The following is a 25114-nucleotide window of genomic DNA, read 5'->3' on the forward strand; positions in this document are numbered from 1 at the left end:
CTCCTCACCATTCTCGCCGGTCTTCGGTCAGCGACGGCGCGACGACCCACCCGCACGCAACACCGGGGACAGCACGCGTCCGTCGAGCCGCTCGGTCGGCGTGACGCCAAGGAGACGCGCGAGCGTGGGCGCGATATCGACCGTGCGTACCGGCTGCGTGTAGCGCCCCGGACGCACACCCTGGCCCCAGAAGATCAGCGGGACATGGGCATCGTCGTCGTACGGCATGCCATGGCCGGCATTCGGCGTGGTCCACCACAGGCTGTACGGCTTGAGCGAGGTGGCCAAGATCGCCTCACCACCGGGCGCGAACATGTGCAACCACCGGCGCGCGAGCTGATCGCGGGTGGTATCGGCCTTCGCGAGATCGGAGAACAGATCGCTCCGCGCCACGTTCGTGATGGTGAGCATGCGGGAAGCGAGAGCACGCGCGACGGAGTCGACCGACACGCCTGCCCGCGTGAATGGGGCGCGATCGAGCACGAACCACACGCCCGCCTCGAAGTTCCACGCGGCCGGCGGCACGCCTCGGGCCCGGAGCGAGGTATCGAGGGCCGCCAGGACCGCACCCGCATCCACCCGGCTCGCGCCCTGATTGGCAAACCGTCCGGAATGGAATTCCGGCAACGGCGACATGCCATGGTCGCCGGTCAGCACCACCGTCACCCGACGCGGATCACGCAGCACGAACAGCGAATCGAAAAAGGCCCCGAGTGAGCGATCGAGCCGCAAGAGCTGATCGTGGATTTCCCGCGAATCGGGCCCGAACTTGTGCCCCACGGCGTCGGTGGAACTCAACGACACCGCGAGAAGGTCGCTGCGACGGGGCGCGGCCCCGAGTTCCTTCACCGACACGGCACGCAGGGCCAGCGCCAGCGACAGCGAGTCCATCATGGGGGTGCCGAAGAAGATGCGCGCCAGCGTGGCGCTGTCGCGCGGCGCGCGATAGGGGAACATGAACTGACCACCCTGCGCCTCCGCCGGCACCGAGTCGGGCTCGCTGTACGATGCCGCCGGGAGCAGCAGATCCCAGCTCTTGCCGGCCAGCTGCATCCATCCGCGCTCTGCGTTGAACTGCTGTACCCACGTGGGCAGCGTATCGCCATAGTAGGTACTGGTCGTGAACAATCCCGGCGCCCACCAGTACACGTCGCCCTTCGTGCGCCCGATCGGCAGGATCGCGCCGCGATCCTTGCGAGAAACCGAGACGAACCGCATCGCCGGATCCTTGGCGCGCATCCAGTCCGTCAGGGTGGTGCCGCGGAACTTGGTCGGCGCCGCCCCTTCGCCGACGCCACCGGCGATCAACGGCGCGTCGGGGGTGTTCACGCCGGCGGCATTGTACGTGATGCCGGTGTGCACCGGGAACCGTCCGGACATCGTGGTCGCGTGCCCCGGCGCCGTTTCCGTGATCGCGTGATCGTGCATGGCGCGCGTAAAGACGCCGCCTTCGGCTTTCAGACGCTTGAGACCACCGGTGAACTGATCCGCGAAGCGGTCGAGATAATCGGCGCGCATCTGGTCGACCGTGATGAACACCACCAGCGAGGGGGAGGCGGGTTGTTGGGCCGACAGGGTACCACTGGCGGAAACGAGCGCCAGTGAGGCGGCAACGAGCGCCGCGCAGGGGCGCCACATGGGGCGCCGCGGGAAACGGATAGGACGTGGCATCAGGCGACTCGATGTGCGGATGAAGGGGGAAGGGCGCTTAGCAAGCCGAGCGGCGAGTACATTGCGGGAACGGTACGACGAGGCCAGCCGCGTAGCGCGGGTCGATCACCACACGTCGGGGATGTCATCCATGTGGTCAGCACGAATTCTGAACAGCACGATCGATCCGCAGTGGATCGGCACGCATCTGCACGACCACTACGGGGTGGCGGGGAGTTGCACCCTGCATGCGCGTGGCACGCACGATACGTATCGCCTGCACCACGCGGAGCAGACGACGTTCTTCCGCGTATACCGTGCGGGGCTGCGATCGCGGAGCGACGTCACCTACGAAGTCGACGTCTTGCGCCACGCGGCCAGTCATGGGGTGCCCGTGGCGGCGCCCCTCGCTCGTACGGATGGCGAGTGGATCACACTCATCGATGCGCCTGAAGGCGAGCGATGCGCAGTCCTCTTCGCCGCCGCCCCCGGCGTGTCGGTCGATGCGGAGACGGCGACGGCGGAGCACATCATCGCCTATGGCCAGAGTATCGCGCGCTTTCACGAGGCGATGGCGCGCTTTCCGGGCGCAGACCGCCGGGGACTCGCCAGCGCCGAATTGATCGACCGTCCGCTGCGCTGGCTCTCGCCACACGTGGCGACGCGCCCCGACTGGCGCGACACGCTCGATAGGATTGTCACGCCATTGCGCGCACGGCTGGAGGGCCCGATGGGCGCGGCATGTCCCCGCGGCGTCTGCCACGGCGATCTGCATGGTGGCAATGCCCACTGGAGCGCAGACGGCGTGGTCACGCTGTTCGATTTCGATGAGTGTGGTCATGGCTGGCTCGCCTACGACCTCGCGGCGTTCCATTGGACGGCGGAACGCGCCGGACAGCTGGACGCGTGGTGGCCGTTGCTGCTGGAAGGATATGCCAGCGTGCGGCCGCTGTCGAACGCTGAAGGGGAGGCGTTGCCCTGGTTCGTGCTCGCGCGCCATCTCTGGCAACTCGGATACGACGCGTGGGACAACCGGTTCAGCGGCCAAGCGGCAGCGGAAGCGGACATCACGCGCGTGCTGCAATCGTTGGAAGCGCATGCCGAGGCGATGATCAGGTAGGAACGGAGAACGGCGCCGGCGCGAGCGCGGCCCGGACGGCATCGGCGAGCGCCGCAACATGCGGCTCGGTGAGCATGCCGAGATGATCGCCGGGCACCTCCTGCCGCGATACGTCCCGAACGAGCTGCGGCCATCCCCATCCGGGCTGCTGCTGCACGGCAGCGGCGGCCGGCGTGGTGCCGTGGAGATCCTGCACGGCGGCCGTGAAGAGCGTGACCGGCACGTCGAGCTCCGACGCCGGCGCGCGATACCGCGTGGCCAAATTGGCCCGGTACACGTTGAGGTATCCCGCCAATGCGTGCCGCGGCGCGTCGGCGGGCCACCATCCGGTCGCGACCAGTCGCTCGGCCAGCACCTCGAAGGCGCGCGCGCCGTCGGTCGCGACCACACCATGCGCGGCCAACGCCACATCGACGCCAAGGCGCGCGCCGGTCATCTGCTCGATGTCGCCGGCGAGCCGGAGCACCCAGTCCGTCTCGCTCCACGACTGGGTCACGTCTTCGGCATCGAAGATCGGCGCCGGCGTATCGAAGATCCCCAACCATCCCACCGCCGTGCCGCGCGCGCGCAGCTGTCGCGCCACGTCGAAGGCGAGAGACCCGCCGAAGGAGTGGCCTGCCAGCAACACGGGGTGTGTGCCGGCGGTGGTCTCGATGGCCGTCAGCATCGCGGCCGCCATGGTCGGCACGTCGGTGTAGGGGGGGGTGTGCCCGTCCAGTCCCACCGCTTGGATGCCGTAGAGCGGGCGCGTGCCGGCAAGCCGCCGGATCAGCGGCTCGAAGGCCAGCACATTGCCGCCCGCGCCTGGAAAGAGGAACAAGGGGGCACCGCTCCCGTGGCGCGATAACGTGGCCAACGGCGTCCATGCGGCCTCGGTGCCTCCAGCACGAAGGGTCGTGGCCATCGAGGCGATGGTCGTCTGATCGAGCAGCAACGCCAGCGGTACCGGCACGCCGAACGCCGCTTCAATTCGACTGGCCAGCCGCACAGCGGTCAGCGAATCGCCCCCGAGATCGAAGAACGTGTCGTGCCGACCGATCCGGTCGGTGCGCAGGACGTCGCTCCACAGCTGCTGCAGCACCCGCTCCGTGTGGTCACGCGGTGCATCGCGCAGCCCCTCACCGGTCGGTACCACTGGCTCGTGCGACAGCACCGACGCGTTCAGCACAGCGACCGCCGCGTCTGTCGCACTCACCGCGCGCGTGGCAACGCTCGGCGCGGTACGATTGCCGAGCGCCCCTCGATCCAGCTTGCCATTGGACAACCGCGGTAATGAGGGCCACCAACGGAAGGTCCGCGGCACCATGTATGCGGGCAGGTGTCGCGCACACGCGGCACGCGCCACAGGCTCGGTCACTTCCGCATCATGACCCGGCACCGACTCGAGGTGCGCGGCAAGAAATGCCTGCCCGGCGGCACCTTCTTCCACGATCACGACAGCCGACGCGACACCGTCGACCAGCGACAACACCGTTTCGATTTCACCGAGCTCGATGCGATACCCGTGCAGCTTCACCTGATGGTCTTCGCGCCCCAGATACTCGAGCGTGCCATCCGGACGCCATCGCGCCAGGTCTCCCGTCCGGTACAACCGACCATCCGCACGCCACGGGTCGCTGCGGAACCGCTCGGCGGTGAGCTCCGGTCGCCGGTGATAGCCACGGCCAACCTGCACACCGCCAATCCACAACGCGCCCGTGATGCCCGGAGGCACCGGCGCGCCATGTGGGTCGAGTACATGCAAGGTGGTGTTGGCGATCGGCGCGCCAATCGGAACAACGTCGTGCGCCGACAGGCGTGGACAGCTCCACGCCGACACATCAACCGCCGCTTCCGTGGGACCGTACAGGTTGTGGACGGCCACCCCGGGCAGCGCCTGCTGGGTGCGGGCCACCACAGGGGCCGGCAGCGCCTCGCCACTCACCATCACGTGACGGACCGCACCACCGGCTGATGCCGCCACGGCACTCGCCGACGGATCCTGCACGAACACCTGCAGCATGGACGGCACGAAGTGCACGACCGAGATCCGTTCGGCACACATCAGCTGTGCGAGATACGCGCTGTCGGTATGTCCACCCGGCGCTGCGAACACGAGCGGTGCCCCGCTCAAGAACGGCCAGAAGAGCTCCCACACCGACACATCGAAGCTGTACGGCGTCTTCTGAAGGATCCGGTCGTCCGTCCCGAGTGGATAGGTCGCCTGCATCCACCGCAGTCGGTTTGCGACCCCCCCCTGCGTGTTGAGCGCCCCCTTCGGCCGACCCGTCGAGCCGGACGTGTAGATCATGTACGCCAGATGGTGGGGCTCCACAATCGGTGTCAGCGGCTCTGTCGACGCCATCCACGCCGCCGCGTCCTCCTCGTTGTCCGCGGTGACGTGGATCAGCGTTGGGGCTGCCGCTCCCGATGCGGCAACGGCCGCGTCAAGCGCTGCCCGCAGATCACCGCGCTCACCCTGCAGCAGCATGACCTGCACGCCGCTGTCCGCCAGCTGATGCGCGAGGCGCTCGGTGGGCAGCGCCGGATCGAAGGGCACGTAGGCACCGCCGGCCTTCAGAATGGCAACGAGCGCGATAGCCATGGCGCTGGATCGTTCGGCAAACACCCCCACCAACACGTCCGGGCCAACGCCGTGCTGTTGCCGAAGCCGATGCGCCAGCTGCGTGGTGCAACGGTCGAAGGCGGCAGCGGTCCAGTCACGCCCTTCATGTGGTACGCGAACAATGGGCTCGGATGTCGCGCGTGCCGCGAGGGAGGCCAATCCGTCCGTCACCAGACCGGCCAGCGTATGCGGCGCTGGATACGTCACCGTCGTAGCGTTCCAGTCAGCAAGCTGCGCCTGCTCGTGGTCACTCAGCAACGGCACGGTGGACACGGCCACGGCATCGGTCCCGACCAGATGCTCGAGTAGTCGCACCAGGTGTGCCCCGGCCCGCTGCAGTGACGCGTCATCGAACCGACCGCTGTCGGACGACAGCGCCACGGCCTCCGCCCCCACCAGTGGTAGGGCCAGCACACGGAGATCCCACGGCGTCTGCTCCACCCGCTCCTCAGCCGATCGCGTGATATCGGCGATGTCAGACCCCGCGCCGAGCAACGAATCGAGAGGCATGGTCGCGGTGTCGCCGCCCTCCGTGGCAAGTCGTGTGAGCGGCACCAGTGCCAGCACGTCGTCGTCCTGCAGGGTAACGGGGTCGGCCGCGAGAGCGCCGAAGCCCATCATCAGCTGCTCGTGTCCGCAGTAGCGGCGCGCGAGCGCCGCGGCCGCGGCAGCATACCATGCGACAGCGCCGCGGTGGCGGCTCCCTTCGCGCAGCCGGTCCGCGAGGGGGCGGGCCAACGGCACACGCACGAATGCTCCTCGACGAGCCGGAAGCATCGAACCGAGCGTTGCCTGTGGTGTGGTCGCCAGCTGATGCATCGTCAGCGCCACCTGCTCGAGCAACGTTGCCGCCCGCGTGGTATCGATGCGCACAGGGTCGAGATCGAGCGTCACCTCACAGCACTCCCCCGGCAACACCGTCAGGGCAAGCGCATAATGTGTGTAGCTCCGTACCTCCAGCCCGGTCACCTGAAGTGCGCCCGGCACCGGGGCAACTTCCCGCAAGGGATAGTTCTCCACCACGACTAATGAGTCGAACAGCGACTGATCCCGCGGCACACGGCTGCAGCGATGTACGGCCGTGGCGGGATACGAGGCCATGCTTTCCAGCTCGGCCTGCTGGTGATGCAGGCTGCGAAGCCAGGCACTCACACGACGACGACGATCCACCTGCACGCGCAGGGGCACGGTCACGATGTACAGACCGACGGCATCGTCCATGTCCGGCAACTCGGGCGGACGCCCGGACAGCGTGACGCCAAAGAGCACATCGTCGACGTCGGCGCTGCCCGCCAGCACCAGCGCCCACGCTGCGCGCGCGAGCGTACTCAAGGTGATGCGCTGCGCGCGCGCGCCGTTGGTCAGCTCGCGCGTCTGTTCTGCGGTCAATACCCGTGCGCACCGAACGCGCTCCGCCCCCTGATCGTGTGGCGCCGCTGACACGGGCGCGATCGGCAGCGCGGCCGGCAACGGTGTCGGCGCAGTCACGTCGCCCAGCACGCCGGACCAATACTCGCGCAGACGCGTCGTATCGCGGCCCGCCTGCCATTGGACGTAGTCACGTGGCGACGCCGAGCGCCTCGGCCACGGAACCTCCCGACGCGGGTGGTGCTGTAAATCGGCATAGCAGGCCACCACATCGCGCACGACCAACTGGGTACTCCAACCGTCGAGCACGATGTGGTGGTGCGACCAGCACACCACGGTCGTGTTGTCAGCCCCCAGCAGCAGCCGCACGCGTTGCAGTGGCCCACCGGCGAGATCGAAGGGGTGCGCGCGATCCTCTGCCATGGCCGCCGTCGCACGTGCCAGCAGCTCGTCGTGCGTGGCGCCACGACACTCGTCGATCACCCAGTCGGTACGCCCGTGCGGGAGAATCACCTGGACGGGATGGGGCACGTCGCGCCAGCGGAACACGGTGCGCAGCGCTGGATGCCGCACCGTTACCATGTCCCACGCCTGCTGAAACGCGGAGGGATCGAAGGCCCCGTCGAGCGTGAACACCCATTGCTCGTGATACGCGTCGCCGTCAGTGCCGCGGAGCCAGTGGTAGAGCAGCCCCTCCTGTACCGGCGTACAGGCCACGAGATCCTCCACGCGCGCCCGTGGCGGCGCCGCACCGGGGACGGAGGCCACCACGCGCGCGATCTCGTCCCGTGACAGCCCGCTCACCGGTACATCACTCGGCGTCATCATCCCCACGTCAGGGCGCTCGGCATGCGCGATGAACGTGGCCACCAGATCAGCAACGGCACGACTGAGCGCCGTCACGTGATCGGTGGAGAGACGACGTGGATCGTAGCCGAATGACATTTCACAGCATCCCGCACGCACGAGCGCCGTGACCTCCAAGGCATGACGTCGCGCCACGGACGCCTCGGTGGGTTCACCAAGGTCGAGGTCCGACAGCCCCCAGCCGCTCAGCGACAGCGTCGCATCCGTCCGACCGAGATAATTGAACTGCACGGCGGCGGCGGACCGCGACAGGCGGTCGCGCGTGGCTGCGTCAGGATCGAACGTCCGAAGTGCACCGTATCCGATCCCTTCGGTGGGAACGGCGCGGAGCGTCTCCTTCACTTCCACCAGCCAGCGCCCCGGATCGTCCTGCACCGGCACGTCGTTTCCTGGCGCGCACACACACACGGGGTATCGTGCCGTGAACCATCCGACAGAGCGCGCGAGATCCACACCGGGGAGGGCGGTCCGTCCATGATGTTCGAGATCCACGAGGACACGCCGGCTTCCGGTCGCCTCGGTCAGAGCCGCGAGCAATGCCGCGAGCAGTAACTCCTCCACGGTCGTGCCGTATGCCCGCCCTGACTGTGTCAGCAGGCGATGCGTGGTCTCGATATCGAGCGTGACGGTAGCGGTCGCCGATGCCACACCGTGAGGCACGGCACCCGATGGGGCCCACGCCTCGTCCCACGCATCGCCCGACTCCGTAGCGCGGAGCCAATAGTCACGCTCCGTCTGCCCAGCACCCGCAGCCCACGCGGCCAGCACGGCGGCCCAGGCGCTCATGCTTCGCGTGACCGGAGCCAATTCGGCATCCGGCGTCGTGCACAGCAGGGCAAGATCATCGAGCAGAATGCGCCACGACACGCCATCCACCACGAGGTGGTGTGCAAGCAGCAGGAGACGGGGCGGGCGCTGCTCCACCGTGAACAGCACCGCCCGCATCATGTGTCCACGACTCGGATCGAGCTCCTGCTGCAGCTGGTGACAGGCTGCGACGATCGCCGCGTCGTCAGTCACGTGGCGTTGCTCCACGACGGGCGGTGCCGCCTCCACCTCCTGCCGCCACTCTCCTTCGGTGCGACGCACACACAATCGCAAGGCGTCGTGGTGTGCCAGCACGCGATTGAGCGCGGCGATGAGTGAACCGGGCGCGGTGGTGGCAGGAAGATCGAGCAACACGCTCTGATGCACACCACGCACCGCCGCCGGCAGGGGCCCAGTGCACGGCTCCAGCAGCTCGGCTTGCAGTGGAGTCAGTCCCCCCGAACCCGCAAAAACGTCCGCCGGACCGTCATCCTCGCGAACGACACGGGCAAGCGAAGCGATGGTCGGATGGGCAAAGAGCTGGCGGACCGACAACGGGATCTGCTGCGCGCGGGCACGGGCCACGACCTGCAGAGCGAGGATCGAGTCGCCGCCGAGCGCGAAGAAGTCGTCGTCTGGCCCGATCGCATCCACTTGCAGCACGGTGCGCCAGAGTTCCTGCAACTGCGCCATCACGTGCAGACGGGCATCATCGTCGTCTCCCGTGCGGCCTCGATCCGTTTCCCACGGCAACGCGACCGCACGCGTCGAATCGATCGAAACGGCATTCGGTGCCGACATCGTGACCGCGACGTCGATGGCCGGACGCCACCACGCGAAGGAGGCCAGCGGCACGTCGGGGGCCGCCACCAAATCGTCGAGCATCCGCAGTAGCACATCGCTCATGGTGTCCACGCGCGCCGCATCGAACAGGTCCGCGTTGTACTCGAGCTCGAGCAACGCAGTGCCATCCGGCTGCTCACGGAGGCCCAGCGACAGATCGAACTTCGCGAGCGGCACCTCGGCCGTCAGGTCGTTGAGGCGAAGCGCCGTCGGGCGAGCGACCGCATCCCACGCCTCTTCATACGTGAGGAGAACGTCGAAGAGCGGCGAACGCGATGGATCGCGGGTGATCGCCAACTCCTCGAGCAGCAGGTCGAACGGGTACGCCGCGTGCTCGAAGGCATGCGTGGCCGTCTGCTGCGCGGCGCGCAGGCAGTCGACGAAGGTGTGCGCGTCGTGCACGGTCCCCGTCAGGACGACCGTGTTCACGTACATGCCGATCTGTGCGGTCAGCCCCGCCTCGCGGCGCCCAGACACCGGCGTGCCGATCGCCATGGACTCCTGTCCGCTGAACGTCCGCATCGCCACCTGGCACAGAGCGAGCCACCCCATATACGGACTGGCGTGCTGCGCCCGCGCCCGCGCTTCGATCGCCTGTCGCCGAGCGGCAGATACGGCTACCCGCAGGCGCCCACCGGCACTCGTCTTGACGTCGGGACGGGAACGGTCAGTCGGCAGCGCCAATGGCGGCGGCGGCGAGGCCAGACGATCCAGCCAGTATGCACGATCGAGTGAAGCGGCCGGTGAGCGCAGGTAGCGCTGTTGCCAGCGTACATAGTCCCGATACTGCAGCGGCAACGGCGGGAGCGGGGCATCCGCTTCGTACGCGGCGAGGAGATCGGTGATCAGCACGCGAGCCGACTGCTCATCGGTCACGATATGATGCTGGGTGATCACCAGCACGTGACGGGACGCGTCGAGCACGAGCAGCGTGGCGCGCCACGGCGCACCGTCGAACAGCGGCACCGGCTCCAGTGCCTCTCGCGCCAACCACGCCCGGCAGGCGTCGGGATTGGAGAGCGCGGGATCCTGCACGACCTGGAGCGGCACGAGCGGAGTCGGCGAGACCCGCTGACGAGGCTCGCCGTCGATGACCACGAACTGCGTGCGCAGGCTTTCGTGGCGGTACGCTGCGGCGTCGAGTGCGCGGGCCAGACGTGCGCGATCGAGCGGCCCTTCCAGCAACACCGGCGCTACGATGCTGTAGACCGCCCGGTCCGCCTCGAGATGATCCAAGACCCACAGGCGCCGCTGCTCATGCGACAGCGGATAGTGCGGCGCCGTAGGTGTGGGTGCGATGCGTGGGCGCGTCGACGGTGGCGACGCGGTGGAGAACGCCGTACGCATAGCGCCGCCAGCCGCGGCGATCTGTCCGGCCAATGCGCGCAACGTCCGGGCGTCGAACACCGCAGACAGCGGCACGTCTACGCCGAAGGCCTCGTGGATCGCGGCCAGCAGTTCCATCGCCCGGAGACTGTGACCGCCGAGGGCCACGAAGTCGGCATCAGCGCTATCCACCGGTGCGCCGAGCACTTTGGTATAGAGCGCCGCCAGTGTCTGTTCCCAAACACCCTGCACGGGAAGCGCCGGTGCCGACATGGTGGCCGCAGCGTCCATCGCCGCGTGCAACCGTCGGCGATCCACCTTGCCATTCGCGTTCAACGGCAACCGATCCAATACCACGATGCGCGAAGGAATGAGCGCGGCGTGCAGCCGGTCGCGTAACGCCCGACGAATGGCGTGCGGCGTGGGCGGCGCGTGGCCCTCGCGCGGCACCACGGCCGCGATCAACGTCGTGCCGACCGCGGCGTCGGTCGCTTCCTCCGTGAGCGCGCACGCCTCGCGTACGCCGTCGCACGCGCACAGCGCCGCCTCGATCTCGCCGAGCTCGATCCGGTGGCCGCGAATCTTGACCTGTCCATCGAGCCGGCCGAAACACTCGAGCCGGCCGTCAGTACGCCAGCGCGCATCGTCGCCGGTGCGATAGAGTCGCCGCCCCGGAAAGACCGGGTGTGCCACAAATTTTTCGGCGGTCAGGTCGGGACGATGCAGATAGCCTCGCCCCACCCCCTCGCCACCCAAGCACAACTCTACGCGCACCCCCACCGGAACCAGCTGCTGGGCACTGTCCAGCACCCAGGCATCCATGCGGGCGATCGGACGACCGATCGTAATGTCACCGGTGGGCATCACCTCCTCGATCACACACCCCACCGTGGCCTCGGTCGGACCGTACTCGTTCACCACGCGCATCTGCGGGGCAAGCCGGTGCAGCACGGCGCGGTGGACGGCAGTCATCGCTTCTCCACCCACGATGGCCAGGTGGACGTCGCTCGCCTCAAGGCGCAGCGCCTCCAGCATCAGGATGTGCGAGGGGGTGAGCTTGACGGTGTCGATCCCGGAGCCGGCGGCGAACTGGGTGCGCAGCGCCACATCCACTCCGACATCGTCTGGAAACAGCACGAGCGTCCCACCCGTGAGCAATGGACCGAAGATCGTGGTGACCGGCATGTCGAACGCCACCGACGAGAACAGCGCCATGGTCGCCGGTCGTCCCCCCCAGTAGTACCGCACGGCCCACGTGAGATAGTGACTGAGCTGCCGATGCTCGATGAGGCATCCTTTCGGCACGCCCGTCGACCCCGACGTGTAGATCACGTAGGCAAGATCCGTCGGGTGCACGGTCGGCGCGGACACGCCCGCCGGTGATGCCTCGCCAGCTTCCGGCAAGCCGTCATCGACCACCACGACGGGGCACACGGTCGGCGGAAGCCCGTCGACAATGGCCGCATCGGTAAGCACCGCCGCCACCCCGGCATCCTGCCAGCTATGCAGCAGGCGGGAGGCCGGGGTGTGCGGGTCGAGCGGCACGTACGCGCGGCCGGAGCGTAGCACGCCAAGGATCGCGGCAATCAGCCACGGCCCACGACGCATGCAGATGGCCACGGGCGCTGTAGGGTCGCCCGGCATACCGCCAGGACCCGTGGCGCGCGCCACCGCTGCCGTCACCCGGCGTGCGGCGGCATCGAGTCTCGAATAGGTCCAGACCAGATCACCACATCGCAGCGCCGGCGCGTCGGGATTCGCACGGATAACGGCGTCGATGCGTTCAGGCACGGGCCGCAGTGCGTCCGCGACCTCCTCCTGCGGCACGTCACCCGTGCCCCACTGCCGAAGCGTCGCGTGCTCCTCGGCCGAGAGCGGAGACCAGCGGTCGAGTGCGCCGCCCCGGTCGGCCAATTGGGTGAACGCGTCAGCCATGGCATCGGCGAACGCCGCCATGGTCGCCGGGTCGCAACGCGCCGCGTCGTAGTGCAGCGCCACGTGCCCCGCACCAACGCCCTCGGTACACACCCGCAGCGCCGCAGTACGCCACGCGTCGACACGATCGACCGAGGCGTGTACACGAGAATCATGGACGGCGCAGTCGGTGACCTCCGCCAACGCGGCCGCGCTGGTCTCGCCGGCCCACGGGACCGACTCGGCCATCAGCGTCTCGTAACGCGCAAGCACATCGCCCAACCACGAGCGCACGGTGTGCCCCTGCGTTGGCGCCGCGGCGAACGGCGTGACCATTCCCTCGCCATCCTCCGCAAGCGATGGCACCAGCAGCGTGGCCGGTCCCCGCGCCCAGAATCGCTCGAGCACCCACGCCACGACCGCCATGGATACCGTGAACTCGCCGAGGGCATCGACCGCGACCGAACGCACCGCCTGGATCGCCGACGCATCCAGTGTGCACGTGACACACCGGACGTCCGCCTGCGACCGCACGGAGCCCGAGGCCCCCGCGAGGCGATACGAAGGAACCGGCTGTGGCACGTGCCGCTGCTCCTGCTGCTCGGAGAATGAGTCCGTCAAGACCGCAGCTGTCCGAGCAGAACCGCCAGCGCCTGCGGATCAATCTCAGTCGACGGAAGCGCTCCGGCAGCAATCGGCGATCGGTCGGTGCTCGCGCAGGCAGCGATGAGCGCACGCAGCTGTGCATCGAACGACGCGGCGAGTCGCTCGACCGTCGGCGGCTGATACTCCTCGGTGCTATACGCCCATTCCACCGTCAGCTGGCCGTCGAGCACCAGCGCGTTGATCTCGAACGCGTGGCTACGTTGCTGCGTGGGACTCACGTCACCGCTCACGCTCTCGCGCACGGGATGCCACGCGATGCCCCCCACGTCACGCGGGGCAGCCTGTCCGAGGTAGTTGAAAGCGAGCGGCGGCGTCGGAGCCATCCGCAGCAACGCACCCGTCGCGTCATCGGCAAGTGAGCGCAAGACGCCGTAGCCCACGCCCATGTTCGGCACCGCGCGCAGTGTGTCCTGCACCGTACGGAGCGTGTCGAGAGGCCCTGCCGCCGTCGCGATCGGGAAGCGGACCGGGAACTGACTGGTACACCAGCCCACCGTCTGCGACAAATCCACATCGTCGTACTGGTCGAGACGTCCATGCCGCTCGAGTGTGATCGACAGCATATCCTCACCGGTCCATGCCGTGATCGCCTGACCGAGTGCGGAGAGTAGCAAGTCGGGAACGTCGGCCCCGACCTGTGGCGCCGCGTTGAGCAGCGCCCGGGTGTCGTCGGCCGTCCACTGCAGGCGAACCGGCGCGACCGATGCGACACGCGGCGCCCCCGATGGATCCAGATCGCGCGGCAAGACGGCGGACGGGTAGGACACGACGTCGACCCAGTATGGGAGTTCCGCCTCGAACTGCGGCACCTCTTCCTGCAGTCGTGCGATCCACGCGCCATACGAGGTGGTACGCGAGGGCAGCGCATGGCTTTGCCCTCGCAGCGCCGCGACGTAGCTCTCCTGCAGATCATCGAGCAGGATACGCCACGACACCCCATCCACCACGAGGTGATGCGCGAGCAGCAACAGCCACGCCGGCTCCCCTGCGCCCGCCACGTAGGCCACGGCCTGCAGCAATGGCGGTGCCGCCAGCACGAACCCGTCCTGTCGCGCAGCCCCGTCGGCCAACAGTCGCGTCATGCGTTCCGTCGGCGCCACCAACGAGAGATCCACCACACTCAGCGGCGCATCGGCCGGTGCGGGCATGTACGCCGCCTGCCATCCGTCCTCGGCTCGGGTAAAGGCCAGCCGCAGCGCATCATGCTTCCCCACGACCGCCGCCACCGCAGACCGGACAGCGGACACGTCCAACCCCTGCGGCGCCTCTATCAGCAAGGTCTGGTTGAAATGGTGCGGCGCAGCACTCTCCTGCTCGAAGAACCAGTGCTGCATCGGACCGAGCGGGGCCACACCCTGCGCCGGGCCGCCATCATCCAAGGCCCGGGCCGACAACACGGCCACGGTCGACAACGCGGCGACCGTCGGATGCTCGAACAGCTGGGCGGGCGTGATACGCACCCCCTCGGCCCGCGCGCGCGATGCCACCTGAATGACGAGAATGGAATCGCCACCCAGCGCAAAGAAGTCATCGTGCACACCAACCGGGCGCTGCAACACTTCACGCCAGATGTGCACCAGCACCGCCTGCACGGGTGTCAGCTCCTGGTCGGCCGAGTCGTCCGCGATCGTGGTCTCGACCAGCGAGGGCAATCGCTTACGATCGATCTTGCCGTTCGCCGTCGTGGGCATCTCGGCGAGCACGTGAAACGCCGACGGCATCATGAAGGTGGGGAGCCGCCGCGCGATCGCGTCGCGCAGCGCCGCTTCGTCCACCCCTCCCGTGGTGTACGCCACCAGTCGGCGTCCCGAAGGCTCATCCTGCGCCAGCACGGCGACGTCGTGGACCCCGTCCACCTGCGAGAGGACGGCCTCGATCTCCCCCAGTTCAATGCGATAGCCGCGGATCTTGACCTGATTGTCGCGACGGCCCAGCAATTCGAGCTGCCCGTCCGGACGACGGACCGCAAGGTCGCCGGTGCGATAGATGCGGCCGCCGTCCACGTCGTACGACGGGAACTGGCGCGCCGTGAGCTCGTCCTGATGCAGATAGCCGATGGCAAGACTCACGCCGCTCACGCACAGCTCACCGGGCACGCCGTCGGCCACGGGACGCAGCTGCTCGTCCAACAGCAGCACCCCCGTGTTGGCGATGGCCGTACCGATCGGAATGCGGGATCCATAGGCCACCGCGGGATCCACTCGGTAGAGCGTACTGCATACCGTCGTTTCCGTCGGGCCATACGAGTTGTAGTAGGCACAGTGCCGCGCGAAAGCCACCGCATCCTGCACGCGGCACACATCGCCCGCGCTGATGATTCGGCGCACCGAGCCCAGACGCGCGCGATCGAGCGCGCCCAGATACACCGGCGGCATCGTCAGCATCGTGATGCCGTGGGTCTCGATGTAGGCAGACATCGCCAACGGATCGGCAATGGTATCCCGGTCGGCCAGGACGAGGGTGGCGCCGTTGAGCAGTGCCATGAAGCACTCGAACAGCGAGGAGTCGAAACTCATCGCGTAGAACTGCAGCAGGCGATCCGATGCATCGACGCCGAGCGCCGCCGCGTGATACGCGACCATGTTCATCACCCCACGGTGCGCCAAGGCGACCGCCTTGGGCTTCCCCGTCGACCCAGAGGTGTAGATGATGTACGCGGGGGCATCTGGCGACAGCGCCACAGGCGGCGGAGCGTCGGCCGGCTCCAGGGAATCGAGTTGCAGATCCAGGGCGAACATCGGAATCTCGTACAACGACATCAGCGCCTCGAGATGCTCCGACTGGACCAATAAGACTCGCAGCGCCGCATCGCTCGCCATGAACGTCAGGCGCTCCTCCGGGTACTCGTGATCGAGCGGGACATAAATGGCCCCAACCTTGAGTACCGCCAGCATCGCGACGAGTGTCAACGGAGAACGCGACACCGCGACACCGATCGCATCGCCGGGCGCGATGTCGTAGCTCGCGCGCAGTGCCTGCGCCAGCGCGTTCGCCTGCGCCTCCAACTGCCCGTAGCTCATAACCTGCGCCCCGATCCGAACCGCCTCCGCATCGGGATGACGGGCGGCCGTCTCGCTGAAGCGCATCGGGATCGTCGTCGCCGTGTCGAACGCCATCGCTTCGGGCTGGGATGCGTGCGCTATCCGTGCCCGCTCGGCACTCGTGGCGATGTCCACCGACGCCATCGGTACGGACCGTGTCACATGCGCCGCCAGTGCCTCACCAAGATGCGTGGCAAGCAGCGTCACGAACTCGGGAGGGCACGATGGAGCGCGGCCATGAACCGTCACCGCAAGATCGCTGTCGTGGGCCACGACGATATGCACGTCATACGGTGTGGTCTCGCATGACGCGTGCACGCCCTCCACCTGCAACAGCACATTGCTCGATGGCCGGGGGCGCCCCAGGCAGGTTGTGGCGAACGCCGTCAGCGGAAAGTCCTGATGCGTATAGGTGGCGCTGAACTGCCCGGCCACCATCGCCAGATGCGCTTCGAGCATGCCCTCGCTCGCGAGGGGAATGACCGTGGGAAGCGTCGCGTCAGCCTCCACCACGTCGATGGCGAGAAGCGGGGTGTCCACGATCACCGTGTCGGCCTTGGCGTGCTGGCCGAGCACGATCGACAGCGCCGACGCCACGAGCGCCGTGGTCGCGAGGCCGTCGCCTCCCGTCCGGGCGCGCAGTGCCGCCGCCGCGGCCGGCATGATGGGAACGCTCGCCGTGTGGACGGCCGGCGGGGCGGCCGGCAGGGACAGCCACGGATGCCGCACAAAAAAGTCGGCCGTGGACGGTGCACACACCGCCGACCAGTGCGCTACCTGTGGCGCAAGCGCTGGATCATCGAAGTACATCGTGGAAGCGGGCATGAAGGCGGAGAGGCGTTACGTCGTCGAGAAGGCGATGGAGATCGCCGGGGCGGTCTTGCGCGGCGGCCGTCGCTGAAAGGGCAAGGTGCCGATGGATCGGGCGGGATCGGCCACGGCGGTCGATAGCACCCGCTGCCAGTTGCTGAGCAGTCGATCAGCGGTGCCCGCGGTGAACAACGCGCCGTTGTACACGAGGTCCACCGTGAACCCTGCGCCGCCGTCCGCATCGTTGCTGCGCACGATGAACCACAGATCCGTGAGTGCCTCGGCATCATCGGAAGGAGGCAGCCCCGGGTCGATCGACGTCATCGTGAGGCCGCTCTCTGCCGGCCATGATGGCGGGGCCTGACTTTGCAGGGTGAAACCCACGTCGAAGAGTGGCTGTCGGCCAGGTTCGCGGCGCCGCAGGCGATCCACCAGCACATCGAAGGGGATCAGACGCCGACTGAGTCCTTCGCTGGTTGTGTGGCGCACCCGATCGAGCAGCGTGGCAAAGTCATCGTCGGGGCCCACCTGATCACGAAGGGCGACCACGTTCATATGTGGGCCAATTTGCGGCTCGAGCGCGGGGACCATGCGGGTGCTCACCGGCGTACCGATGCACACATCGTGCTGCGCGGTCTCTCGATACAGCATGGCCTTGAGCGCCGCCTGCAATACCAGGAATCGCGTGTGCCCGCCCTTGGTGGCCAGATCATCGACCGCCTGCAGCATCTCGGCCCCCCACACCTGCGTACGCTGTGCGCGCACGAAGGGCGCGTGACCACGCGGGCGATCGGTGGGCAATGCAAGGCGCGGCACATCAGCCAGTTGGGCGCGCCAGTACTCCGTCATCAGTCCCGCCGCCGGTGCTTCGAGGACCGCCTCCTGCCAGTGGACGATATCGCGGAACTGGACGGCCAGCGGTACCCAAGCCGGCGCACGACCCTCGTGCACCGCCGTGTACGCGGCAGCGAGGTCCGATGTGAAGACCTGGAGCGAAACACCATCGGTGATGATGTGATGCATGCTGCACACCAGCACGTGATGATCGGCCGCCACGCGAAGGACCGCGAGGCGGAAGAGCGGTCCCTCGTCGAGGCGCATCGGCGTGGCGACCAGATCTCGGGCACACGCCGTCACCGCGTCCGCGATTGCCTCGGGAGCGAGATCAGCGCCATCGGTCGCGTCAGGCACGATCACGAACGGCAGGACGACGTCCTCGAGCGGACGTCGGTGCGCAGGATCTCGTGACGCGCCACAACCTGCTCGAGCGCGTGGCGCAGTGCGCGCAGATCGAGCGGCCCGCGCAGGCGGAATGCCGCCGGTGCCGGTGCCGTCGCCGCGAGACCTAGCTGTTCGCGAAGCCACCAGGGCTGCTGCGCCGGGGACAGCGGGATCGGCCCGGCGTTCGGCACCGGCTCGAGTGCGGGGAACTGCTCGGCGCTGTCCCGCGGGGTGAGCGCGGCCTGCCCGGCCACCGTGGGGTGCAGAAACACATCACGAAGCGTCGCGTGGGAGATCCCCTCGCTGCCAAGCTGCGCGAGCGCCTGCATGGCCAGCAGCGAGTCACCACCGAGCGCGAAGAAGTTGTCGTGCCGCCCGATCTGCGGACGCCGCAGGACGGCACACCACACCGCCGCGATCGCCGCCTCGGTGGGCGAGAGCGGCACCTCGTTCCCGTCACCGTTCGGAAGCGCCTCGGCGCCCACGGCCGGCAGGGCACGTCGATCGACTTTACCGCTCGCGAGCCGAGGCAACTGAGGCAACGGCACGAGGCGCGAGGGCACCATGGCGGCAGGAAGCTGCGCACGCATCAGGCGCCAGATCGCGTCGGCATCACCGGGCTGCTCGCACACCTCCGGAGGCGACACGAAGGCCACGAGCTGCGGATGACCGCTCACAGGTTCCTGCACCACGACGGCGACTTCACGAACGCCGGGCGCCGCGAGCAGTACCGATTCGATTTCACCGAGTTCGATGCGATGGCCACGCAGCTTGATCTGATCGTCCAGACGCCCGAGAAATTCGATCACACCGCGACGTGTCCACTTGGCGCGGTCACCGGTGCGATACCGTCGCCCCCCGGGATTGGTCGGGTCGGCGACGAACCGCTCCGCAGTGAGCGCGTCCCGTCCGTGGTACCCTGCGCCCACCTGGACCCCACCAATCCACAACTCGCCGGCCATCCCAACCGGGCAGGGCATGCCGTTGACGTCCAGCACATGCAGGGTCGTGTTGGCGACCGGGCGACCGATGGGCACCACCGCTCCATCGAAATCATCCGGCACGGGCCAGTACGAGACGTCCACGGCCGCTTCGGTCGGTCCGTAGAGATTATGCAGACAGGTGCCTGGCAGTGACCGCCCCCACCGTGCGGCCACCGACGGCGACAGCGCCTCGCCACTCACCATGACCTGACGCAGCGGTCCGCCCTCGCCGAGGGACACACGCGCCGCCTCCGGGCGTTCCATCCACACCGCGAGCATCGACGGCACGAAGTGCATGGTCGTGATGTCCGCCTCGCGAACGCACCGCGCCAGATAGGCCGGGTCGGTGTGCCCATCAGGTCGCGCTACCACCAGCGTCGCGTCGGTCATCAACGGCCAGAAGAATTCCCACACCGAGACATCGAAACCGAACGGCGTTTTCTGCAGCACCCGATCGCGCGACGTGAGCACGTACTGCTCCTGCATCCACTGCAGACGATTCGCGATTCCGGCGTGGGTATTGATCGCGCCTTTGGGGCGTCCCGTCGATCCGGAGGTGTAGATCAGATAGGCCGGATCGCTCCCGGTGACCACGACGGCAGGGGCGGTCAGGGGTTCCTGCCGTTCATCATCGCCGAGCGCCTGCTCGCCCACCGCACACAGGACGGGCGCGTGGCTCTCGGGTGGGAGAGCCGCGCCCGCCGCGCCGAGGGCCGCGGCGGCCTGCTCGTCATCGGCCGGGTACAGCACCAGCGACGCACCACAGTCGGCGAGTTGGTACGCCAGGCGGGCCGGAGGTAATGTCGGGTCGAGGGGCACGTAGGCCCCGCCCGCCTTGATGATCGCGAGAAGCGCGACGACCATCGGCGCCCCCCGTTGCGCGCACACGCCCACGAATACACCGGGCCCCACCGCGTACGCGCGGCGCAGATGATGCGCCAACTGATTGGATCGACCCTCCAACTCCACCGCTGACCACTCGCGACGTGGTGACGTCCCGTCGTGCACCATCATGACCGTCCCGTTGGCGCCCGTCGGATCGGCGGCCCGCCGCCCCAGTCCGCCCGCCAACAATTCCGTCAACGTGTGACACGCATAGGGGTGACCGGTCGCATTCATCTCCGCCAGCCACTCGCGATCCCCTGCCGGCAGCATCGACAACGCCGCCACTGGGGTGTGGGGCGAGGCGACGGCGGCGGCGAGGAGGGCCGTGAAGGCAGACAACACCCCGTCGATGGTATCGCCGTCGAAGAGATCGGTGTTGTACTGGCCCTCCACCAACAGGCGGTCGCCGGCATCCACCACGTTCACGAACAGCTCGAACGGGGTCGCCGTGACGACGTCCGGGAGCAACGTACCGGAGAGCCCGTCGAATACTGGAGCGGCACCGATCGGCTCCAGATTGAACACCACGGGGGTGAGCGGCGGCGCATCGGGAGCACGGCGCGCGCCGATGACCGTAAGCAGTTCGGCGAACGGGAGGGCCTGATGATCGAACGCTGACAGCATCGTGGCGCGCGTGGCGTCGAGATGGTCGGCAAACGAGGCCGCACCAAGCCGGCTCCGGAGCGGCAGCAGATGAGTGCAATACCCCACCACATGCATGTCCGCCGGCTGCGAGCGACCCAGCACGGGCATCCCCAGCACGAGATCGTCCTGCGCGGTCACCCGATGCAGCAACAGGGTGAAGGCCGCCGACAACGCCATGTGCAACGTGCACCCACGCGAACGCGCGAGCGCGCGCAGCGCCGTCAGTACATCACCCGGCACTTCCGTGTGTCGTGCCGCCCCGGCGTAGCTGCGCACCGTCGGGCGCGGGCGGTCGGTCGGCAACAGCAGGTCGGGAACGCCGTCGGCGAAATGCCGCACCCAGTACTCGCGATGGGCCTCCATCTCGGCACGCACGCCGGCGGATGCCTGCTGCGCGACGTAATCCTCGAAGGCGACGGCTGGCTCCAACGCGGGGTGATGCCCGGCCCGGAATGCATTGTAGCAGACGGCCAGATCGCGCAGCACGATCCCCATGGTGAAGCCGTCAGCGATCACATGGTGCGCCGTGAGGACCAGCACATGTGAGTTGACATCCGTACGCAGCAAGGCGGCACGGAACAACGGACCATGCGCGAGCGACATCGGCAGCCGGCTGTCGTGCTCGCGCCAAGTGGTCAGCGCCGCATCACGAGCGGCGGGCGTCTCGGTGAGGTCAATAATCGGCAGCTGCATCCGCACCGAGGGACGGATGCGCTGCCGGTCGCTCTCGCCTTCCGGGAGCGACGTGCGTAAGGCGCTGTGACGGGTCACGACCTCCTGCACCGCCTGAGTAAGCGCGGGCACATCCAACGCCCCTTCGAGTGCCACGGCCGTCCGCAGCTGATATGCGGGATTGGCCGCCGGGTCGAGTGCGGCCGCCGCCACGAGTTGGCGCTGGGCCACGGTGGTGGGTGCCGTACGCGCCGCCGTGCGCGGCGGCACGAAGCCACCCTGCCGCATCTCATCGATGGTTTCCTGCATCGTCACCACGAAGCGATCCACATCCTCGTCGCTGTGCGCCGTCGACAGGAAGCAGCTCCGCCACTCCCAGATGTAGATCCCCTTCTCGAGCATGTGGTAGAACAGCAGATCGAGATTGCTCGAGAACTCGAAGCGGAACAGCGACGAGAAGTGCGTGGCGGTGATCGGCACTTCCTCCTCGCGGAAGAACTCGTTCAGCGTCGACACGAGGCGCCCCGTCCGCGCATTCAGCGTCTCCTGCAGCGCTGGCCCCTCGGCCTTCAGATGACGCAACACGGCACGCGCCGCCGCCATCGAGAGCGGATGCTGGCAGAAGGTGCCGCCGAACGCCGTGCGCTCCGCGGGCGGATACGACGTATCGCCATACTGCCAGAACCCACCATCGATCCCGTCCATCCAGTCGGCCATGCCGCCGACGGCGCCGATGGGCAACCCACCACCGATGATTTTCCCGTAGCTCGCGAGATCGGCCTGCACACCGAAATACGCCTGGGCACCACCCTGATGGGCGCGGAACCCTGTGATCATCTCGTCGAAGATCAGCGCGCTGCCCGTCTCACGGGTGATCGCACGGAGGGCGTGCAGGAACTCCCGCGGCTGGAGGCGCGGATTGCGACTCTGCACCGGCTCCACCATGACGGCCGCGATCTCGTGTCCGAGGGCCCGAATGGTCTCGAGGGCCGCGTCGTCGCCGTACTCGAGGACAATCACATCGTCCGTTTGGCGTGCCGGCACCCCGCCCACCAGCGGCACCCCGGTCACGCGCCCGGGCTCCTGCGCTGACCGGGCCAGGGTCACATCGGCGTGACCGTGATAGGCGCCGCTGAAGATGACCAGCTTGTCACGGCCGGTCCGTGCGCGCGCGAGGCGGACGGCCGCCATCACCGCCTCGGTGCCGGAGTTCGTAAAGGCAAAACGATCGAGCCCGGTGAGCTCGGTCATCAACTCCGCCACGTCACCCGCGACATCCGACCGCATCCCCAACTCCACGGCCTGTGACACGGCGGCCTCGATGGCCGGCTGCACCGCGGCCGGACGGTGACCCAGCAGGTGCACCCCGAAGCCCATCGTGTAGTCCACGTACTCGTTGCCGTCGATATCCCACAGACGCGAGCCGTCCGAGCGCGCCCCGCTGATCGGGTACAGCAACTCCTTGGTGGACAGGCGGAAGCCGACCGTGGCACGACTGTCCGCCAAGGGGCGACGGTACCGTTGCGCCTGCGCTTTCGACGCGGCGGTGCGCGCCGTGTAGCGCGCGACCAGCGCGTCGAGGTGGGACGCCTGCTGCTCGCTGAGCCCGCGTTTGCGCGTCTCGCTGCCGCTCCCCCACGGCATCATCGGTTTGGCGACGGCCGCCGTGGTCGATGACGCTCCTGGCGTAGCGACCGGCGCGGCCACCCGTGCGGCGACGGGTGTCGCGACTGGTGTCGCGATCGGCGTCGCGATCGGTGTCGCGATCGGCGTCGCGATCGGTGCGGCGGCGACGGGCGCCGACCCGTACATCGCCCGCAGCAACTCCGATTGGTGTGACAGGAATTGCGACATGAGCTGCTGCTGATCGAGCAGCATGCGCTGCATCAACGCGGCAGCATCGCCGGCTGGCAGATGCACCGGCATCGCGGGGATGGCGCCCGGTACACCGGAGGCGATGAACGGCGGTGGGGCAGCAGCTGCCACCGTCGCGATAGGCGGTGCGACCGGCGCCACGACAACCGGTGCCACAGCAACCGGCGCGATCGCGGCATCAAGATGCGTCGCCACCGCATCGAGCGTCGAGAGCTCCTCGAAGAATTGCCGGAGCGCCAACTTGACGCCGTAGCGCTTCTCGATCACGGCGATCGCATCGACCATCACGATCGAATCGGCGCCCAGCTCGAGAAATGGCACATCCGGCGGCACGTCGTTCGCCGGCATCTGCATCGCCGCAGCGATATCGGCGGTCAGGACGTCGAGAATCTCTTGCTTTCGGCTAGTCACGTCGGGCACGGAAGGCGGTGAAGACGGCTGATCGACCGTCGGGGAGGGAGACAGAAGGTCCGGGAGCCAACAGCGCTCGCGCTGGAACGGATAGGTAGGCAGCTGCGGCGCGACGACCGATCGGGCGCCAGCGGGGAGTGCGTCCTGCAGCACGGCATCCCAGTCCACCGGGCAGCCAAGGTCGTGGAACGTCGCCAGCAGCGTGTGCAGATGGCGTCCGTCATCGCCATGGGGATGCATCGCGGCGAGCCAGTGTGCGTCCGCCGCCGGTATCGCCTCGCGCGCCATGGTGGTCAGCGTGGGACGGGGACCGATCTCCACGAACACCCGGTACCCGTGCCCGTACAGCGTGGAGAGCGCCGCACCGAATTGCACGGGCTCGCGGGCCTGACGCGCCCAGTACGTATCGTCGGGCGCGTCGCGTTGCACCGCCCCGGTAAGTGTCGAGACCCAGAGACCCGTCGGTGCCTGCGCCGCGCGGGTCCGCACGACGGCGCGAAACGGCTCCAGCACGGGATCGATCTGCGCCGAGTGAAAGGCGTGCGAGACGTCGAGACGGATGGCGCGGAGGCCGTGCGCACGAGCCTCCGCAATGGCCTGCTCCACGTCGGGCACACGTCCCGAAATCACCACATGCCCGGGACCATTGTCGGCGGCAAACGCCACGGCGGAGCGGGTCGTCGCGAGCAGGGCGCGGACCGTTTCTGCCGACGCGAGAACAGTCGCCATCGCGCCGTCTGCGGGCAGGGTGCTCATCAACCGGCCCCGCTCCGCCGCCAGCACGGCGCCATCCTCCAGCGTAAGCGCCCCCGCGCTCACCGCCGCGGCAAATTCGCCGAGGCTATGCCCCAACACAGCGTCAGCCCGCACGCCCCAGCCCTTCAGCTGCTCCGCGAGCGCGATCCCCACGGCGAAGAGCGCCGGCTGGGCATGGGCGGCATCGGCCAGCACATCGCGATCCACGCGCCACAGCAGGTCGGTCAGCGAGCGAGAGAGCATCGGCCGCAGCAGCTCGGCGCATCGGTCGATGGTCGCGCGAAAGATCGGGGCCGTCTCGTACAGACGGGCGCCCATCCCCACGTAGTGCGCTCCCTGGCCGGTGAACAACAGGGCCGTCTTGGGCGGGGCACCGGGTACGCGCACCGCAGCATCGGCCGCCGCCGCACGTGTGGCGAGCTGCTCACGCAGTTCGTTCATGCTGCTGACCACGAGCGTGCTGCGGCAGGCGTGCAAGGTGCGCGACGCGGATACGGTGGCCGCCAGTGCCGCGACCGGCATACTGCTCAACGCACCACCAGGCGCCACCTGCTCGGCCATCTGCTCCGTGAGCGCTCGTAGCGCGCCGGGCGAGCGCGCGGACAGCAGCACGACCGTGCTGCTGGGTGACGGCATCGCGGCGAAGTCC

Annotated in this window: 7 protein-coding genes; 2 read left to right on the forward strand and 5 right to left on the reverse strand. The window is 68.2% G+C overall.

Annotated features, from left to right (window positions below; all coding sequences use genetic code 11):
• Positions 1 to 27: 27 nt before the first annotated feature.
• Positions 28 to 1671: an alkaline phosphatase family protein gene (locus tag ACIQ51_RS04755; protein ID WP_396203862.1), complete on the reverse strand. Its 1644-nt coding sequence runs from the start codon at positions 1669 to 1671 to the stop codon at positions 28 to 30.
• Between the two features lie 130 nt (positions 1672 to 1801).
• On the opposite strand from ACIQ51_RS04755, the gene ACIQ51_RS04760 reads away from it, so the two are divergent.
• Entirely contained in the window at positions 1802 to 2770 is a 969-nt protein-coding gene (locus ACIQ51_RS04760) for a phosphotransferase enzyme family protein (protein ID WP_396203863.1), read from the forward strand.
• Here ACIQ51_RS04760 and ACIQ51_RS04765 read toward each other — a convergent pair.
• The 4 genes from ACIQ51_RS04765 to ACIQ51_RS04780 are packed head-to-tail and all read right to left on the reverse strand — an operon-like array spanning position 2763 to position 24906.
• The gene (locus tag ACIQ51_RS04765) at positions 2763 to 13121 is read right to left on the reverse strand and encodes an amino acid adenylation domain-containing protein (protein ID WP_396203864.1); all 10359 of its coding nucleotides are present in this window, start codon (positions 13119 to 13121) and stop codon (positions 2763 to 2765) included. The genes ACIQ51_RS04760 and ACIQ51_RS04765 overlap by 8 nt on opposite strands.
• A complete protein-coding gene (locus ACIQ51_RS04770; protein WP_396203865.1) occupies positions 13118 to 17032 on the reverse strand; it encodes an amino acid adenylation domain-containing protein in 3915 nt (1304 codons plus the stop codon). Before ACIQ51_RS04770 ends, ACIQ51_RS04765 begins: the two co-directional genes overlap by 4 nt.
• A gap of 15 nt (positions 17033 to 17047) precedes the next feature.
• On the reverse strand, positions 17048 to 18208 hold the full coding sequence (locus ACIQ51_RS04775) for a condensation domain-containing protein (RefSeq protein ID WP_396203866.1): 1161 nt from the start codon (positions 18206 to 18208) through the stop codon (positions 17048 to 17050).
• Between the two features lie 2 nt (positions 18209 to 18210).
• On the reverse strand, positions 18211 to 24906 hold the full coding sequence (locus ACIQ51_RS04780; RefSeq protein WP_396203867.1) for an amino acid adenylation domain-containing protein: 6696 nt from the start codon (positions 24904 to 24906) through the stop codon (positions 18211 to 18213).
• Here ACIQ51_RS04780 and ACIQ51_RS04785 point away from each other — a divergent pair.
• Positions 24905 to 25114 (forward strand): hypothetical protein (locus ACIQ51_RS04785; protein ID WP_396203868.1); only part of this gene is annotated, 210 nt, incomplete at its 3' end. The two genes, ACIQ51_RS04780 and ACIQ51_RS04785, sit on opposite strands and share 2 nt — an antisense overlap.

It is taken from the genome of Gemmatimonas sp. (assembly GCF_044344655.1).
Lineage (GTDB): Bacteria > Gemmatimonadota > Gemmatimonadetes > Gemmatimonadales > Gemmatimonadaceae > Gemmatimonas.

Coding starts and splice junctions, on each gene's coding strand:
- ACIQ51_RS04755 (WP_396203862.1), bottom strand. CDS start 1,671: ATGCCACGTCCTATCCGTTTCCCGCGGCGCCCCATGTGGCGCCCCTGC.
- ACIQ51_RS04760 (WP_396203863.1), top strand. CDS start 1,802: ATGTGGTCAGCACGAATTCTGAACAGCACGATCGATCCGCAGTGGATC.
- ACIQ51_RS04770 (WP_396203865.1), bottom strand. CDS start 17,032: ATGCCCGCTTCCACGATGTACTTCGATGATCCAGCGCTTGCGCCACAG.
- ACIQ51_RS04780 (WP_396203867.1), bottom strand. CDS start 24,906: ATGAACGAACTGCGTGAGCAGCTCGCCACACGTGCGGCGGCGGCCGAT.